The following is a 15,441-nucleotide window of genomic DNA, read 5'->3' on the forward strand; positions in this document are numbered from 1 at the left end:
GCCGCCCGGGGCGCGTGGGACCGACGCGGCAAACTCGCTCGGCCCGCCCGATAGGCTGCTGGGCAGGACGACAGCTCGACGGAGAGGACAGCGACCGTGCTCGTGGTCGGCTTTCCCGCGGACGCCTTCGGCACCAACTGCTACGTGGTCGCCACCGCGCCGGGGGAGCAGTGCGTGGTGGTGGACCCCGGCATCGGGGTGCTCGACCAGCTCGACGCGCTGCTCGCCGAGCACCGCCTGCATCCGGCCGCGGTGCTGCTCACCCACGGCCACCTGGACCACACGTTCTCGGTGGCGCCGGTCTGCGACGCTCGCGGGATCACCGCGTACGTGCACCCCGGCGACCGGGAGATGCTCGCCGACCCGGCCAAGGGCCTCTCGGCCGACCTGACGTCGCTCTTCGGCGGCCGGCTGAGCTACAGCGAGCCGGAGGACGTGGCCGAGCTGACCGACGGCGCCACCCTCACGCTCGCCGGCCTGGAGATCGCCGTCGACCACGCCCCGGGCCATACCGGCGGGTCGGTGCTGTTCCGGCTGCCCGGCGCCGGGTCGAGCTGGGAGGCGGACGAGATCTGCCTCTCCGGCGACGTCCTGTTCGCCGGCTCGATCGGCCGTACCGACCTGCCGGGCGGCAGCATGCCGGCCATGCTCACCAGCCTGCGCGACAAGATCCTTCCGCTGGCCGACGACACCGTCGTGCTGCCCGGCCACGGCCCGAGCACCACCATCGGCCGCGAGCGCGCCAGCAACCCGTACCTCGTCGAGGTTGCCGGCACGTCGCCGGCCGCGCCCACCCGGGGCCTCTAGCTCTCCCCGTCCGCGCCGCGCGCGGACCCACGACACCACCGCGCCGCGGGCGCGGAACCGCAAGGAGTACGCGATGAGCAAGCCCACGCCCATCTCCGGGTTCCCGGAGTGGACCCCCGGCCAGCGGATGATCGAGCAGTTCGTGCTCGACAAGATCCGCGGCACCTTCGAGCTGTACGGGTTCGCCCCGCTGGAGACCCGCGCCGTGGAGCCGCTGGACCAGCTCCTGCGCAAGGGGGAGACCTCCAAGGAGGTCTACGTGATCCGGCGGCTGCACGCCGACGCCGAGAGCGCCGGCGGTGACGACCAGCTCGGCCTGCACTTCGACCTGACCGTGCCGTTCGCCCGGTACGTGCTGGAGAACGCCGGCAAGCTCGCCTTCCCGTTCCGCCGCTACCAGATCCAGAAGGTGTGGCGGGGGGAGCGACCGCAGGAGGGCCGCTACCGGGAGTTCGTCCAGGCCGACATCGACATCGTCGACCGGGACACCCTGGCCCCGCACCACGAGGCGGAGATGCCGCTGGTCATCGGGGACGCGCTGCGCGCCCTGCCCATCCCGCCGGTGACCATCCAGGTCAACAACCGCAAGATCTGGGAGGGCTTCTTCCGGGGCATCGGGGTGACCGACCCGGAGGCGGCGCTGCGGACCGTCGACAAGCTCGACAAGATCGGCCCGGCGAAGGTCGCCGAGCTGCTCGCCGAGACCGCCGGGGCGAGCGAGGCGCAGGCCAAGGCGTGCCTCGCGTTGGCCGAGATCTCCGCGCCGGACGCCTCGTTCGCCGACGCGGTACGCGCGCTCGGGGTCACCGACCCACTGTTGGACGAGGGCGTCGACGAGCTGGTCCGGGTGGTCCAGACCGCCGCCGACCACTCGCCCGGCCTCTGCGTGGCCGACCTGCGCATCGCGCGTGGCCTGGACTACTACACGGGCACGGTCTACGAGACCCAGCTGCGCGGCTACGAGCGGTTCGGGTCGATCTGCTCCGGCGGCCGGTACGACAACCTGGCCACCGCGGGCGCCACCTCGTACCCGGGGGTGGGCATCTCGATCGGGGTGACCCGGCTGCTGGGGCTGCTCTTCGGCGCGGGGGAGCTGTCCGTCTCCCGTTCGGTGCCCACCTGTGTCCTGGTGGCGCTCGCCGACGAGGAGCACCGCGCGGTGAGCGACGGGATCGCGGCGGCGCTGCGTCGGCGGGGGATCGCCACCGAGGTGTCGCCGAGCGCGGCCAAGTTCGGCAAGCAGATCCGTTACGCCGAGCGGCGGGGCATCCCGTACGTCTGGTTCCCGGGGGCCGACGGCGCGGCGGACGAGGTGAAGGACATCCGGTCCGGCGAGCAGGTCATGGCCGACGCGCAGGCATGGACGCCGCCTGCGGGCGACCTCCGGCCGGCGGTGAACTGAGGGCTTCCACTGGCGCGAACGGTCGCGGGGACCTACGGTAGCGTAAGTTACGCCACCGTAGGGAGTTCTTCGTGACCGTGAGCACCACACTCAGCCAGACCGCCCTGCTCATCGAGTTGGAGCCGGTAGTCGCGCGCAACCTGGACCGCCATCTCTCGCTGGCGAAGGAGTGGTTCCCGCACGAGTACGTGCCATGGAGCGAGGGTCGTACGTTCGACGGGCCGCTCGGTGGTGAGGCGTGGTCGCCCACCGACTCGACGATTCCGGATGTGGCGCGCACCGCGCTGATCGTGAACCTGCTGACCGAGGACAACCTGCCCTCGTACCACCACGAGATCGCCACCCTGTTCGGCCGTGACGGCGCCTGGGGCACCTGGGTGCACCGGTGGACCGCCGAGGAGGGCCGGCACGGTGTCGCGATTCGCGACTACCTGACCGTGAGCCGGGCCGTCGACCCGGTGGCGTTGGAGCGGGCCCGGATGACGCACATGTCGGAGGGCTACGCCAACGCCCACGGCGACGAGGTGCTGCACTCGCTGGCGTACGTCTCGTTCCAGGAGCTGGCCACCCGGATCTCGCACCGCAACACCGGCAAGGCCACCGGTGACCCGGTCTGCGAGGCGCTGCTGGCTCGGGTCGCCGCCGACGAGAACCTGCACATGGTCTTCTACCGGAACCTGCTCGCCGCCGCGTTCGAGCTGGCCCCGAGCCAGGCCATGCGGGCCGTCGCCGACGTGGTCGCCGACTTCCAGATGCCCGGCAACGGCATCGAGGGCTTCGCCCGCAAGTCGGTGGCGATCGCCCTCGCCGGCATCTACGACCTGCGCCAGCACCGCGACGAGGTGTTGCAGCCGGTCCTGCGCCAGTGGGACGTCTTCAACGTGACCGGCCTGAACGCCGACGGCGAGGCCGCCCGCGAACAACTCGCCATCCAGCTGGACGACCTGGAACGTGCGGCCTCCCGCTTCGAGGAGAAGCGCGAAGCCCGAGCCTCCCGCCTAGCCCTCCGCTAAAACCCACCCCACCCGCCGGCCCCGTTGATCATGAAGTTATTGCTTCAACACGCCGCTCCGGCGGGCAATAACTTCATGATCGACGCGGTGACGGGTGGGGTTAGGGAAGGGGGAGGAGGAGGCAGGTGCTGGTGGCGTGGGCTACCAGGCGACCTGCCGCGTCCGTGAGGCGGGCTTCGGCCAGGGCGGTGCGGCGTCCGCGTTGCAGGACCGTGCCCACGCAGCTCAGCGTGCCGCTCGCGACGGTGACCGGCCGGAGGAACTTCACGTTCAGGTCCAGCGAGGTGTAGCCGACCCCGGCGGGCAGCGTGGTGTGTACGGCGCACGCGGCGGCGGTGTCCAGCAGTGTCGAGAGAACGCCGCCGTGCACGGTGCCCAGCGGGTTGTAGTGGAACTCCTGCGGGGTCAGCTCGACGACGACACGACCCTCGTCGGCCTCCATGCGGGCCATGTCGAGCAGGTGCATCACCGGGGGCGCGGCCAGTTCCCCCGCGATCATCGCGCGGAGCATGTCGAGGCCGCTGCGCTGACCGACCTGCGCGGCGTTGGCGGCCGGGTCCGACCAGGTGAAGGTACGGCTGCGCGCCGGCTCCTGAGTCTGTGTCATGGACGCAGCGTGGCAGGATGTTGCTGAGTCTGTCAACGAGACCTAGCCTGGTCGGATGACGCCCGCGGCACTGGACTGGTCGGTGGAGAACTGCACCATCGCGCGCGCCATGGAGATCCTCGGCGAGCGGTGGACCATGGTGGTGCTGCGCGAGGTGTTCAGCGGCGTACGACGTTTCGACGACATGCGGGTCCGCACCGGCATCCCGAGGCAGGTTCTCACCAACCGGCTGGCCCTGCTGGTCTCCAGGGGTGTCCTGCGTCGTGAGCCGTACCGGGAGCCCGGCAGTCGGCTGCGCCACGAGTACCGGCTGACGGAGATGGGCCTCGCCCTCTGGCCGGTGCTGGTCGCCGTGCTCGGCTGGGGCGACAGGTACCTGGCCGACGCCGAGGGCGCGCCGTTGCGCGTGGAGCACCGTGACTGCGGCGCCGAGGTGCGCGCCGAGCTGCGCTGCGCCGACGGGCACGCCGTGCGGGACCCGCGTGACGTGCTGCCCCGCCCGGGGCCCGGCGCGCGCCGCCGCATCCCCTGACGCCGCCTTCCGCCCGTCCGCCCACGGGCGTCCGCCGCTCGTGGTGGCCGGCGCTCGTAACTGCCGGCGCCTGTGGTGCCCAGCGCTCGTGGTGGTCCGGCGCGCACCCGTCCGTGCGTTGTGGCGTCAACCGCCTCCGTTGCCCGACGCTGTCCGAAAGAGATCCGGCGGCCGTCGGGGTGTGACGGCAGATGTCCGCGACTGTGTCGGTGGTGTTGCGGCGATGTCATCGATGGCGGTCGACGAATTCGGGCGAAACCAGATCTTGTTAATGATCTTAAGTATGTGAATACTTCAGTTCACTCGGCCGGTTTTCGCAGATCGGCCGGGTTGCCCTCGGGTCAGCCACCCCCGGCCAGACCCATCTCCCCCGCCCAGGAGGTTTGTTACATGCGACCCACGAGGTCCTCCTTCCGCGTTGCGGCGACCGTTGCCGTGAGCGGAACCCTGGTCGTCGGCTCGCTCATCGGCGCACCCGCCCAGGCCGCCCCCGCCGCCTCGCCCGACGCCGGCGCGGCCCTCGCCGCCCAGCTCGGTGACCGCTCCGCCGGCTCGTACATCGACGCCAGCGGCAAAACCGTCGTCACGGTGACCGACGCCGCCGCCGCGAGCGCCGTCAGCAAGGCCGGAGCGAGCGTCAAGTACGTCACCCGCGGCGCCGCCGAGCTCAACCGGGCGACCGCCGAGCTGGAGCGCTCGGCGAAGATCCCGGGCACCGCCTGGTGGAGTGACCCGATCACCAACCAGGTGGTCGTCTCCGTCGACAGCACCGTCACCGGCGCCAAGCTGGAGCGGGTCAAGGCCGCCGCCGCGCGCGCCAACGGCGCGGTACGCGTCGAGGCCGAGGCCGGCGTGCTCAGCACCCGGATCTCCGGTGGCCAGGCCATCTACACCGGCGGCTACCGCTGCTCGCTCGGCTTCAACGTGCGCAGCGGCAGCACCTACTACTTCCTGACCGCCGGGCACTGCACCAACCTCGGCACCAACTGGTACTCGAACTCCAGCCAGACGACCCTGCTGGGGACCCGTACCGGCACCAGCTTCCCGGGCAACGACTACGGCATCGTGCGGCACAGCAACTCCGCGAACGCCGCCGGTAACGTCTACCTCTACAACGGCAGCTACCGGGACATCACCGGCTCCGGCAACGCGTCTGTCGGCCAGTCGGTGCAGCGCTCCGGCAGCACCACCGGTCTGCGCAGCGGCACGGTGTCCGCGACCAACGCCACGGTGAACTACGCCGAGGGCTCCGTCTCCGGCCTGATCCGCACCAACGTCTGCGCCGAGGGTGGCGACAGTGGCGGCTCGCTCTTCTCCGGCGGCACCGCGCTCGGCCTCACCTCCGGCGGCAGCGGCAACTGCAGCAGCGGCGGGACGACCTACTTCCAGCCGGTCACCGAGGCCCTGAGCCGTTACGGCGTCAGCGTCTTCTGATCGACGTACCGCACGCGGGTCGCCGGGGCACTCCGGCGGCCCGCGTCGCGCGTACGGGTCCGCTCACGCGAGCCGGTCGGGCCCGTCGGTCGGCAGCAGGGGATCCGGGGGTACGACACCGGTCGCCGGCAGGGCCGGTCCGAGCGGTGTGGCCCCGGCGGCGGCCCACTCGAGGTGCGCCCGGCGGGCCGACAGCACCGCCAGCAGCGGCCAGAGCGACACGCCCACCGCCGTCACCCGTTCGGCCAGGCCGGTGCGGGATCCGCTGGTCACCTCGAACGCGAACCAGCCGAACAGGGCGAGCAGCACGAGCGTCGCGCTCAACGCCACGCCGCGCCGGAACGCCCAGGGCGGTTGCGACGCCCGTGGGTGCGCGGTGTCCGGGCCGCGCGGTAGCCGAAGCGCCGTCCCGGCCGGCCAGAGCGCCAGCGCCAGGACGGCGACGGTCGCCGCGATGCCGTGGCTGAGTGAGCCGCCGACCGTCGGCCGGGGAAAGGCGACGAGCGCGATGGTCGCCACGCCGCCGACGGCGAGCAGGAAGCGGCTGGGCAGCCCAGCGGCGTGCAGCACGGCGGCGATCGCCAGGTAACAGCAGCCGAGCAGCACCAGGGCAGTGATCATGATCCAGGCGTCGGTGGCGTCGTGCCCGGCCAGTTCGCTGATGGTGTCCCGAACCGGGTCGTACCCGGCGGGTTGCCGGGCGCCGGCGACCGTCCAGCCGCCCACCAGCAGCACCGGCGCGGCGACCGCCGTGGCGACGCCCCAGTTCGGTACGGCGCGCATCTGGCCACGGTAACCGGCGTGCGGGGCCCGAAGAGCCGGGTTCGCCGGCTCGCCCACCAGCGAATCGTGCCGGCCTGACGGGTGCCCCGGAGCGCAGCGGGTCAGCCCTGACAGAATGCGGGTGAAGGACTGTTCCACGATGAGGAGTTGCCAGCCGTGATCCGTACCCACAATGCCGGAAGCCTGCGCGCCGCGGACGCCGGTTCGACGGTGACGCTCGCCGGGTGGGTGGCCCGCCGGCGCGACCACGGCGGTGTCATCTTCGTCGACCTGCGCGACGGCTCCGGCGTCGTGCAGGTGGTGTTCCGCGAGGAGGACGCGCACGCGCTGCGCAACGAGTTCTGCGTGAAGGTCACCGGCGAGGTGACCCGCCGCCCCGAGGGCAACGAGAACCCCGACCTGCCGACCGGCGAGGTCGAGGTGACCGCCGCCGCGCTGGAGGTGCTCTCCGAGGCCGCGCCGCTGCCGCTCCCGGTGGACGACCAGGTCGAGGCCGGTGACGACATCCGGCTCAAGTACCGCTACCTGGACCTGCGCCGCAGTGGCCCGGCGAACGCGCTGCGGCTGCGCTCGCGCGCCAGTCAGCTCGCCCGGGGTGTGCTGCACGAGCGGGACTTCCTGGAGATCGAGACGCCGACGCTGACCCGGTCGACCCCGGAGGGCGCCCGCGACTTCCTGGTGCCGGTGCGGTTGCAGCCCGGCAGCTGGTACGCGCTGCCGCAGTCGCCGCAGCTGTTCAAGCAGCTGCTGATGGTCGGCGGCATGGAGCGGTACTACCAGATCGCCCGCTGCTACCGGGACGAGGACTTCCGCGCCGACCGGCAGCCCGAGTTCACGCAGCTCGACATCGAGATGTCCTTCGTCACCGAGGACGACGTGATCGACCTCGGTGAGGCGATCGTGTCGGCGCTGTGGAAGGACCTGGCCGGGCACGAGATCACCCGACCGATCCCGCGGATCACCTGGCACGACGCCATGGCCCGGTACGGCTCGGACAAGCCGGACCTGCGCTACGGCGTCGAGCTGACCGAGCTGACCGACTACCTGCGCGGCACCGAGTTCCGGGTGTTCGCCGGCGCGATCGACGCGGGTGGCTACGTCGGCGCGGTGGTGATGCCCGGTGGCGCTGCCCAGACCCGCAAGGAGCTGGACGGCTGGCAGGACTGGGCCAAGGCGCGCGGCGCGCGGGGCCTGGCGTACGTGGTGCTGGACGCCGAGACCGGCGAGGCGCGCGGCCCGGTGGCGAAGAACCTCTCCGCCGAGCACCTCGGTGGGCTCGCCGACGCGGTCGGCGCGAAGCCGGGCGACGCGGTCTTCTTCGCGGCGAGCACCAACACCCGCGAGGCGCAGGAGCTGCTCGGCGCGGCGCGTATCGAGATCGCCAAGCGCTCCGGCCTGATCGACGAGAGCGCCTGGGCGTTCTGCTGGGTGGTCGACGCGCCGATGTTCGAGAAGACCGACGAGGGTGGCTGGACGGCCGTGCACCACCCGTTCACCTCCCCGAACTCCGAGTGGGTGGACCGGTTCGAGGAGGCGCCGGACCGCGCCCTGGCGTACGCGTACGACATCGTCTGCAACGGCAACGAGATCGGCGGCGGCTCGATCCGTATCCACCGGGGCGACGTGCAGCAGCGGGTCTTCGACCTGCTGGGCATCACCCCCGAGGAGGCGCAGGACAAGTTCGGCTTCCTGCTGGAGGCGTTCAAGTACGGCGCTCCGCCGCACGGCGGTATCGCGTTCGGCTGGGACCGGGTCTGCATGCTGCTGGCCGGCGCGGACTCCATCCGCGAGGTCATCGCGTTCCCGAAGACCCGGGGCGGCTTCGATCCGCTGACCGGGGCGCCGACGCCGATCACCGGCCAGCAGCGCGCCGAGGCCGGCATCGACGCCAAGCCCAAGCCGGCGGCCACCGCCCACACCGGCACGGCCGGCCCGGCCGCCCCGGTAGCCGACCCGGTCTGACCCACCCCCCTTCTTTGATTGATCAAGAGGTTCGCGTCATCATCGCCCCGCGAGATGACGCGAACCTCTTGATCAACGGGGGAGTGGATGGGGATGCGGGTACTTGTCGTCGGGGGTAGTGGATTTCTCGGGCGGGAGGTCTGTCGCCGGGGGGTACGCGCGGGGCTTTCGGTCGTCGGCACGTTTTACCGCGGTGACGTCGGTGTTCCGGGGGTTGCCGGGCGGCGGTTGGACGTGACCGACCGGGCCGCCGTGCGCGCGCTGGTCACCGAGGTGCGGCCGGACGCCGTGGTCGCCACCCCCTATCGGTACGACGACTGGACCGTCACCGCCGACGGCGCCGCCCACGTGGCCCTCGCCGCCGCCGAGGTGGGCGCCCGGCTGGTGCACCTGTCCAGCGACGCGCTGCACGGCGGCCGGCCCCAGCCGTACGCCGACGACGACCCGCCCAGCCCGGTGAACGCGTACGGGGCCGCGAAGGCGGCGGCCGAGACCGCCGTACGCGCGATCGACCCGGGCGCGGCGCTGGTGCGTACGTCGCTGATCCTCGGGGAGGGCAGCAAGCAGATCCAGCTCTGCCGCGACGCCCTCGCCGGCCGGGCCGTCCTGTTCACCGACGAGGTCCGCTGCCCGGTCGACGTCACCGATCTGGCCGACGCCGTGCTGGAGCTGACCCGCTCGTCGTACGCCGGGCTGCTCAACGTGGCCGGCACGGACGCCGTCAGCCGGGCCGAGCTGGGTCTGCTGGTCGCCGAGCGGTTCGGGCTGGACGCGACGGGGCTGAAGACCACCACGGCAGCCGCCGTCGGCGTGGTGCGCCCCGGCGACGTACGCCTGGACTCCACCCAAGCGGCCGGCCTCCTGCGGACGAGGCTGCGCGGGGTGCGGGAACTCCTGGGCTGACGCCTGCACACTTCCTGTGCACAATACTTGTGCACAGGAAGTGTGCAGAGATAGTGTGCAGTCATGGTGAATGACGAAGGGACAGCGCAGCCGACGCCGCGGGAGGTGCGGATCGACAAGCGGCAGGTCCGCGTGCTCGCGCACCCGCTGCGGATGCGACTGATCGGTGCCCTGCGGGTGAACGGGCCCGCCACCGCCACCACCCTCGCCGAGCTGCTCGGCACCAACACCGGCGCGACCAGCTACCACCTGCGCCAACTCGCCGAGGTCGGGCTGGTCACCGAGGATCCCGACCGGGGCAGCGGACGGCAGCGCTGGTGGCAGGCCGCGCACGACGTCACGAGCTGGGACCCGAGCGACTTCGACGACGACCCCGACGCCCGCGCCGCGATCGAGTGGATCCAGGGCGACCAGGTGCGTCTTCTCGTCGAACACGCCGACCGCTGGTTCGCCACCCAGCACGAGTGGTCCGCCGCCTGGCGGGACGCCTTCGGCATGGGCGACATCTTCATGACCGTCCCGCCCGAGCGGCTGGAGGCGCTCAAGGCGGAGGTGTGGCAGGTGCTGGAGCGGTACCACCGGGAGGCCGAGTCGGTCGACCCAGCCGAGCCCGCCGACCCGCAGGCCCGCCCGGTGCAGGTCTTTCTGGCCGCTTATCCGCTGCTGGACGGTCCCCGATGAGCGCGAGGAGTGAGCCGGGTTTGCGAGCCCCGCAGTCGCGAAGTGAGGTGGCGTCGTGAGCGCGAGGAGTGAGCCGGGTTTGCGAGCCCCGCGGTCGCGAATGGAAATGGCGTCGTGAGCGCGCTGACCGTACGCCAGGTCCGGCGTCGCTACCTCACGCTGTACGGCCTGCGCTGGCTGCCCACGGGCCTGATGATCCCGGTGATGATCCTCCTGATGCAGGAACGCGGCCTGTCGCTGCCGCAGATCGGCCTGGTCGGCACCGCGCAGGGGCTGCTGGTGCTCGCGCTGGAGCTGCCCACCGGTGGGTTCGCCGACGCCCTCGGTCGCCGACCCGTCCTGCTCGCCGCCGGCGTGCTCAACCTCCTCTCCCTGTCCCTGTTTGCGGTGGCCGACTCGTTCTGGATGTTCTTCCTGGTCTGGGCCCTACAAGGGATCTACCGGGCCCTGGACAGCGGCCCCCTGGAGTCCTGGTACGTCGACGCCACGCTGGCCGTCGACCCGCAGGCCGAGTACGAGAAGGGCCTCGGGTACGCCGGCACCGTCGTCGGCGTCGCCATCGGCGGCGGGGCCCTGCTCAGCGGTGGCCTCGTCGCGCTCGGTCCGCTCGGGCCGGTCAGCGCGCTCACCGTGCCCGTGCTGGCCGCGCTCGTCGCGCAGGCGGTGGCGCTCGGCGCGTTGCTGGTCCTGCTGGTCGAGGAGCGCCCGGCCACCGGTCTGGCGGCGGTGCGCGCGTCGGTGACGCAGGCGCCCCACATGATCGGCCAGGCGGTCGGCCTGCTGCGCCGATCCCGGGTGCTGCTCGCCCTGGTGGCGGTGGAGCTGTTCTGGGGCTTCGGCATGATCACCTTCGAGTCGCTGCTGCCGGTCCGGCTCGCCGAGGTGGTCGGCGACCCGGAACGCGCCGCCGCGCTGCTCGGACCGGCCAGCTCCGCCGCCTGGATCGCCAACGCGGCCGGCGCGGCACTGACCCCGCTGCTGCTGCGCTGGCCCGGGGCGGCGCCGGGTGCGGCCCTGCTGCGCATCCTGCAAGGGGCGACCGTCGTCGGGATGGGGCTGCTCGCCGGCCCGGTCGGGGTGCTCGTCGCGTACCTGGCCTGCTACGCCGTGCACGGCGCGTCGAACCCGCTGCACAGCGGACTGCTGCACCGCCAGGTCGACGGCCCGTACCGGACCAGCGTGCTCTCGCTGAACTCGATGATGGGGCAGCCGTCCGCCGCGCTCGGCGGGGTGGTGCTGACCGCCCTCGCGGCCGCCACCAGTGTGGGTACGGCGATGGTGGTCGGTGCGGTCGTGCTGGCCGTCGCCGCCCCGCTGTACCTGCCAGCCTGGCGGGCCGACCGACGGGCCGCGGTGGCGGGGCCGGCTGGTGCGGTGGTGGCGGGGGATCCGGCCGGTGCGGCGGCGGCAGGCCCGGCCGAATCCGGGGCCATCGTGGACCGGCCCCGGCAGCGCGGTAGGAGCGCGGACCCCGACGGCCCCGCTGGCCTCGACGGCCCCGCCGGCGCCGGTGCGGACCCGACGGGCCGTGGCGCGGACCCGACGGGCCGTGGCGCGGACCCGACGGGCCGTGGTGCGGACCCGACGGGCCGTGGTGCGGACCCGACGGGCCGTGGCGCGGATCCGACCACGGTCGCCGAGCCGGTCGAGCGGCGTTAGCGCTCGGTACCGAGGCGGATCCCGGTGCGGGACAGGGTGCTGGTGAAGCCGAGGCGACGGTAGAGCCGCACCGCCCCGACGTTGTCCGGGTAGACACCGAGCGCGACGGTGTCGTGCCGGGACAGCAGCGCCCGGGTCATCCCGGCGGTCAGCGCCGCACCCAGCCCCCGACCCCGCTGGTCGGGGGCGACGGTCAGGCCAGCCAGGAAGCCGACGTCCCCGCGGCTGCGGTCCGCGCCGCAGGCCACCACCCGGTCGCCGGACCGGATGCCGTACCAGTCGACGACCGTCGGGTCGCCCGGCCGGGTGGTGGTGGTCGGAAACGCCTCGTCGACGAGCGCGTCCAGCGCCGGGCGGTCGGCGTCGGTCAGCCGGACGACCCGCTCCTCGTCCGGCTGCGGCGGGGGAGCCGCGGTGGTCCAGTGGAAGTCCCAGTCGACGTGCTGCGCCACCGCCACCCGGCCGACCGCCAGGGCGGGGTCGAACCGGGGCAGGTGCAGCCGGTTCTCCGGCCGTAGCAGTCCCTCGGCGACCAGGGCGGCGCAGAGGTCCAGTACCGGGCCGACAGGGCCCACGGCGTCGGCGCCGAAGCCGCGCTCGGGCGGCAGCAACCACAGCACGGCACCGCCGTGTTGCCAGCCACGCGCCGGGATGCCCGGCGAGAGCGAGTGCCGGACGAACGGGTGCCCGCCGGCGGCGGCCAGGATCGTGGCCCGGTCGTGCAGCGCCTGGTCCTCGATGATCATGGGACCAGCCTAGGAGCCGACGTGAGGCCGACCGCGCCGGCCCAGCGATGCGCCCCACACCCCACACCCCACACCCCACGCCGCCCCACACCCCACGCCGCCCCGCGGCACGCCCAAGATCGTCACAACGTCGGGGATGTTGCTGCTTCATCCGCACCGGAGACAGCAATATCGCCGACGTTGCGCGGATCTTGGCGGCCAGCGGCCGGGGCGAGGGCTCTCCGCCCCTGCAAGATCGCGCACGATCCTGGATGTAGTGGTCTCGTCGACGTGTCGACACCACTACATCCAGGATCGTGCGCGATCTTGCAGGGTGGTCCCGCCGGGGTTGTGCCGCCGGCGGGCGGCTTACTACGCAGCCGATCCACGGTGGAGATTGGCGGGTCGACCGATTGGGTACATCACGCGCCGACCTACTGGGAACCCCCACCGGAGGACCGACATGCTCGCCATTCTCGCGGCCATCGTCTTTGGCTTCGCCCTGCTGATCGACCTGTTCGACACCAACTTCGGCGCGCCCGACCTGTTCAACTGGAACACCCTTGTGCTCATCGGCCTCTTCCTGCTCGCGCTCTACCTGGGCGGCGTCGGCAGCGGGCCGCGTGGCAGCGGCGGCGGTCGCTGGTACCGGGGTCGTCGCCCCGGTCGTGGCTGACCGAGACCGATCAGCGGTGGCCCGGCCCGTAGCGCGATTCCGGCGTCTCGGGTCGGGCCCGGTACTGTCTTCGTGATGGAGTCCGACGCTCTCTTCTCCCTCGGTGCCACCACCGGGCCGCGTGCCGCGCCCGAGGGCCCCGCCGGTGTAGACGGCTTCACTCCGGTAGCGGACGATTCGCCCCTGCCTGTCCGCATGCGACCCGCGAGCCTGGACGAGCTGATCGGGCAGGACCACCTGCTCGCCCCCGGCGCGCCGCTGCGGCAACTGGTCTCCGGCGGCGCCCCGATGTCCGTCATTCTCTGGGGGCCGCCCGGCAGCGGCAAGACGACCATCGCGCACCTGGTGGCCGGCGCGACCGACCGTCGTTTCGTCGCCATGTCAGCGCTGTCCGCCGGCGTCAAGGACGTCCGCGCGGTGATCGAGACGGCCCGTCGGCAGCGCCGTTCGGGCGGCCCGCAGACGGTGCTGTTCATCGACGAGGTGCACCGGTTCAGCAAGACGCAGCAGGATTCGCTGCTCGCCGCCGTCGAGGACCGTACGGTCACGTTGCTCGCGGCGACGACCGAGAACCCGTACTTCTCGGTCATCTCGCCCCTACTCTCGCGGTGCGTGCTGCTCACCCTGCAACCGCTCGACGACGACGCCGTACGCGGCCTGCTGCGTCGGGCGGTAGCCGACGAGCGTGGTCTGGGCGGCGCGCTCACCCTGGCCAGCGACGCCGAGGACCACCTCGTCCGGCTCGCCGCCGGTGACGTCCGCAAGGCGCTGACCGCGTTGGAGGCGGCGGCCGCCTCCGCCACGGCCCTCGGCACCGGGCGCATCGACCTGTCCACCGCCGAGCAGGCCGTCGACGTGGCCGCGGTGCGGTACGACCGCGACGGCGACGCCCACTACGACGTGGTCAGCGCCTTCATCAAGAGCATGCGCGGCTCGGATGTCGACGCCGCGGTGCACTGGCTGGCACGGATGCTGGTCGCCGGGGAGGACGCCCGGTTCATCGCCCGTCGGCTGGTCATCTTCGCCAGCGAGGACGTCGGCATGGCCGACCCGACCGCACTGAGCGTGGCCACCGCCGCCGCGCACGCGGTGGAGTACGTCGGCCTGCCCGAGGCGCAGCTCAACCTGGCCCAGGCCGTGATCCACCTGGCCACCGCGCCGAAGTCGAACTCGGCCACCACCGCGATCGGGGCCGCCATCGCCGACGTGCGGGCCGGGCGGGGTGGGCCGGTGCCCCGCGGTCTGCGCGACGCGCACTATGCCGGCGCCCGCGGGCTGGGCCACGGCACCGGGTACCGCTACCCGCACGACGACCAGCGCGGCGTGGTCACCCAGCAGTACGTCCCCGACGACCTGGTCGGTGTCGACTACTACCAGCCCGGCCCGCACGGGGCGGAACGGTCCGTGGCGACGCGGCTGCCGCTGCTGCGCCGGATCGTACGCGGGCTGCCGGTCCCACCGGTCCGCCCGGAAACGCCGGCCGCCCCGGCGACCGTGACCGCCGGACCGCCCGCGGCAGCCGCGTCGGCCGTCGGGGAACCGGTAACGCCGCAGCCCGCGACGGCGCTTGCTGGTCGGAACGGCCGGGCGGTCGCGGGTGTGGACGGTGCCGGCACGACGCAGGACGGCGGCACGAACGCCGCAGGAGAGGGTCAACAGTGAGATCGCGTGGTGCGGACCGCTCCGACGAGGGCCCGGACGAGCGGCGTGATCCCCGCGCCAAGGGCCGCCGGTGGGGTCGAGGCCGAGCCGAGGCCGAGCCGGAGGAGCCGGTAGCCGGCGAGGAGTTCGGCTGGATCGACGACCTGCGCTCGGCCAAGCAGCAACGGGGCGAGCTGGGCCCGGACGGGGCTCCGGTCGAGCCGGTGCCCCCGCGTGCCGGCATGCCGACGCCCCCGGACGCGCCACCCGGCCCGCGCCGGCCGGACACCGAGGCCGCCGGGGCGCGTCGGGGTGTCGACGGACCCTGGCCCGGCGAGGCGCCCCCGCCCGGTCGTCGTCCGGACGCCCGCCCGCCCGCTGACCGGGCGCCTGTCGAGCGCCCGCGTGAGCCCGGGCCGGCCGGCGTTCCCGGCCAGCCGCCGCCGCGCGGCACCCAGCCGGTTCCCGGCGTCGACCCGCGCGCCGCCGCAGGACCCCGCACGCCGCCGGTTGTCCGTCCGGGCGGCGTCGACCCGGCCGACCCCGCCGGCCCCCGACCGCGGGGCGGCGTTCCCACCGGCCCCGCGCGAGCACGTCCGACAGTGGGGCCGTCCGG

13 protein-coding genes and 1 pseudogene are annotated in these 15,441 nt (G+C 73.1%); 11 read left to right on the forward strand and 3 right to left on the reverse strand.

Annotated features, from left to right (window positions below; genetic code table 11):
- Positions 1 to 96 precede the first annotated feature (96 nt).
- The 3 genes from ACTFTM_RS12295 (at position 97) to ACTFTM_RS12305 (ending at position 3,222) form a co-directional block, all read left to right on the forward strand.
- A complete protein-coding gene (locus ACTFTM_RS12295) occupies positions 97 to 807 on the forward strand; it encodes an MBL fold metallo-hydrolase (RefSeq protein WP_449565912.1) in 711 nt (236 codons plus the stop codon).
- 73 nt (positions 808 to 880) lie between these two features.
- Positions 881 to 2,209, forward strand: a complete 1,329-nt coding sequence (hisS, locus tag ACTFTM_RS12300) for a histidine--tRNA ligase (protein WP_449565913.1) — start codon at positions 881 to 883, stop codon at positions 2,207 to 2,209.
- 71 nt (positions 2,210 to 2,280) lie between these two features.
- On the forward strand, positions 2,281 to 3,222 hold the full coding sequence (locus tag ACTFTM_RS12305) for an acyl-ACP desaturase (RefSeq protein WP_449565914.1): 942 nt from the start codon (positions 2,281 to 2,283) through the stop codon (positions 3,220 to 3,222).
- Positions 3,223 to 3,322: 100 nt separating this feature from the next.
- On the opposite strand, the gene ACTFTM_RS12310 is transcribed toward ACTFTM_RS12305, so the two are convergent.
- Positions 3,323 to 3,829 (reverse strand): PaaI family thioesterase, encoded by a 507-nt coding sequence (locus ACTFTM_RS12310; RefSeq protein ID WP_449565915.1) that lies wholly within the window; start codon positions 3,827 to 3,829, stop codon positions 3,323 to 3,325.
- Positions 3,830 to 3,884: 55 nt separating this feature from the next.
- On the opposite strand from ACTFTM_RS12310, the gene ACTFTM_RS12315 reads away from it, so the two are divergent.
- Together ACTFTM_RS12315 and ACTFTM_RS12320 are read left to right on the forward strand one after the other, a co-directional pair.
- A complete protein-coding gene (locus tag ACTFTM_RS12315; protein ID WP_449565916.1) occupies positions 3,885 to 4,361 on the forward strand; it encodes a winged helix-turn-helix transcriptional regulator in 477 nt (158 codons plus the stop codon).
- A gap of 390 nt (positions 4,362 to 4,751) precedes the next feature.
- The gene (locus tag ACTFTM_RS12320; protein WP_449565917.1) at positions 4,752 to 5,795 is read left to right on the forward strand and encodes a S1 family peptidase; all 1,044 of its coding nucleotides are present in this window, start codon (positions 4,752 to 4,754) and stop codon (positions 5,793 to 5,795) included.
- Positions 5,796 to 5,858: 63 nt separating this feature from the next.
- On the opposite strand, the gene ACTFTM_RS12325 is transcribed toward ACTFTM_RS12320, so the two are convergent.
- Positions 5,859 to 6,578, reverse strand: coding sequence for a DUF998 domain-containing protein (locus tag ACTFTM_RS12325; protein ID WP_449565918.1), 720 nt, complete (start codon positions 6,576 to 6,578; stop codon positions 5,859 to 5,861).
- Between the two features lie 156 nt (positions 6,579 to 6,734).
- Here ACTFTM_RS12325 and aspS point away from each other — a divergent pair, with 156 nt between their 5' ends.
- The 4 genes and pseudogenes from aspS to ACTFTM_RS12345 all read left to right on the forward strand — a co-directional run.
- On the forward strand, positions 6,735 to 8,540 hold the full coding sequence (aspS, locus tag ACTFTM_RS12330) for an aspartate--tRNA ligase (protein WP_449565919.1): 1,806 nt from the start codon (positions 6,735 to 6,737) through the stop codon (positions 8,538 to 8,540).
- 93 nt (positions 8,541 to 8,633) lie between these two features.
- Positions 8,634 to 9,443 (forward strand): SDR family oxidoreductase, encoded by an 810-nt coding sequence (locus ACTFTM_RS12335; RefSeq protein ID WP_449565920.1) that lies wholly within the window; start codon positions 8,634 to 8,636, stop codon positions 9,441 to 9,443.
- 63 nt (positions 9,444 to 9,506) lie between these two features.
- Positions 9,507 to 10,124 (forward strand): ArsR/SmtB family transcription factor, encoded by a 618-nt coding sequence (locus tag ACTFTM_RS12340; protein ID WP_449565921.1) that lies wholly within the window; start codon positions 9,507 to 9,509, stop codon positions 10,122 to 10,124.
- Positions 10,125 to 10,238: 114 nt separating this feature from the next.
- Positions 10,239 to 11,475: pseudogene (locus tag ACTFTM_RS12345) on the forward strand (MFS transporter); the annotation flags it as partial.
- Positions 11,476 to 11,779: 304 nt separating this feature from the next.
- Here the strand turns inward: ACTFTM_RS12345 and ACTFTM_RS12350 are convergent.
- Complete coding sequence (locus ACTFTM_RS12350; RefSeq protein ID WP_449565922.1) at positions 11,780 to 12,529, reverse strand: GNAT family N-acetyltransferase; 750 nt, start codon at positions 12,527 to 12,529, stop codon at positions 11,780 to 11,782.
- 442 nt (positions 12,530 to 12,971) lie between these two features.
- Here ACTFTM_RS12350 and ACTFTM_RS12355 point away from each other — a divergent pair, with 442 nt between their 5' ends.
- Entirely contained in the window at positions 12,972 to 13,184 is a 213-nt protein-coding gene (locus ACTFTM_RS12355; protein WP_355053618.1) for a hypothetical protein, read from the forward strand.
- Positions 13,185 to 13,259: 75 nt separating this feature from the next.
- The gene (locus ACTFTM_RS12360) at positions 13,260 to 14,846 is read left to right on the forward strand and encodes a replication-associated recombination protein A (RefSeq protein WP_449565923.1); all 1,587 of its coding nucleotides are present in this window, start codon (positions 13,260 to 13,262) and stop codon (positions 14,844 to 14,846) included.
- Positions 14,847 to 15,441 lie beyond the last annotated feature (595 nt).

The sequence above is a fragment of the Micromonospora sp. RB23 genome (assembly GCF_053585025.1).

Excerpts from the sequence above, each read along its gene's own strand:
- hisS (WP_449565913.1), top strand. The coding sequence starts at position 881 with ATGAGCAAGCCCACGCCCATCTCCGGGTTCCCGGAGTGGACCCCCGGC.
- ACTFTM_RS12310 (WP_449565915.1), bottom strand. The coding sequence starts at position 3,829 with ATGACACAGACTCAGGAGCCGGCGCGCAGCCGTACCTTCACCTGGTCG.
- ACTFTM_RS12315 (WP_449565916.1), top strand. The coding sequence starts at position 3,885 with ATGACGCCCGCGGCACTGGACTGGTCGGTGGAGAACTGCACCATCGCG.
- ACTFTM_RS12320 (WP_449565917.1), top strand. The coding sequence starts at position 4,752 with ATGCGACCCACGAGGTCCTCCTTCCGCGTTGCGGCGACCGTTGCCGTG.
- ACTFTM_RS12325 (WP_449565918.1), bottom strand. The coding sequence starts at position 6,578 with ATGCGCGCCGTACCGAACTGGGGCGTCGCCACGGCGGTCGCCGCGCCG.
- ACTFTM_RS12335 (WP_449565920.1), top strand. The coding sequence starts at position 8,634 with ATGCGGGTACTTGTCGTCGGGGGTAGTGGATTTCTCGGGCGGGAGGTC.
- ACTFTM_RS12340 (WP_449565921.1), top strand. The coding sequence starts at position 9,507 with ATGGTGAATGACGAAGGGACAGCGCAGCCGACGCCGCGGGAGGTGCGG.
- ACTFTM_RS12350 (WP_449565922.1), bottom strand. The coding sequence starts at position 12,529 with ATGATCATCGAGGACCAGGCGCTGCACGACCGGGCCACGATCCTGGCC.
- ACTFTM_RS12355 (WP_355053618.1), top strand. The coding sequence starts at position 12,972 with ATGCTCGCCATTCTCGCGGCCATCGTCTTTGGCTTCGCCCTGCTGATC.
- ACTFTM_RS12360 (WP_449565923.1), top strand. The coding sequence starts at position 13,260 with ATGGAGTCCGACGCTCTCTTCTCCCTCGGTGCCACCACCGGGCCGCGT.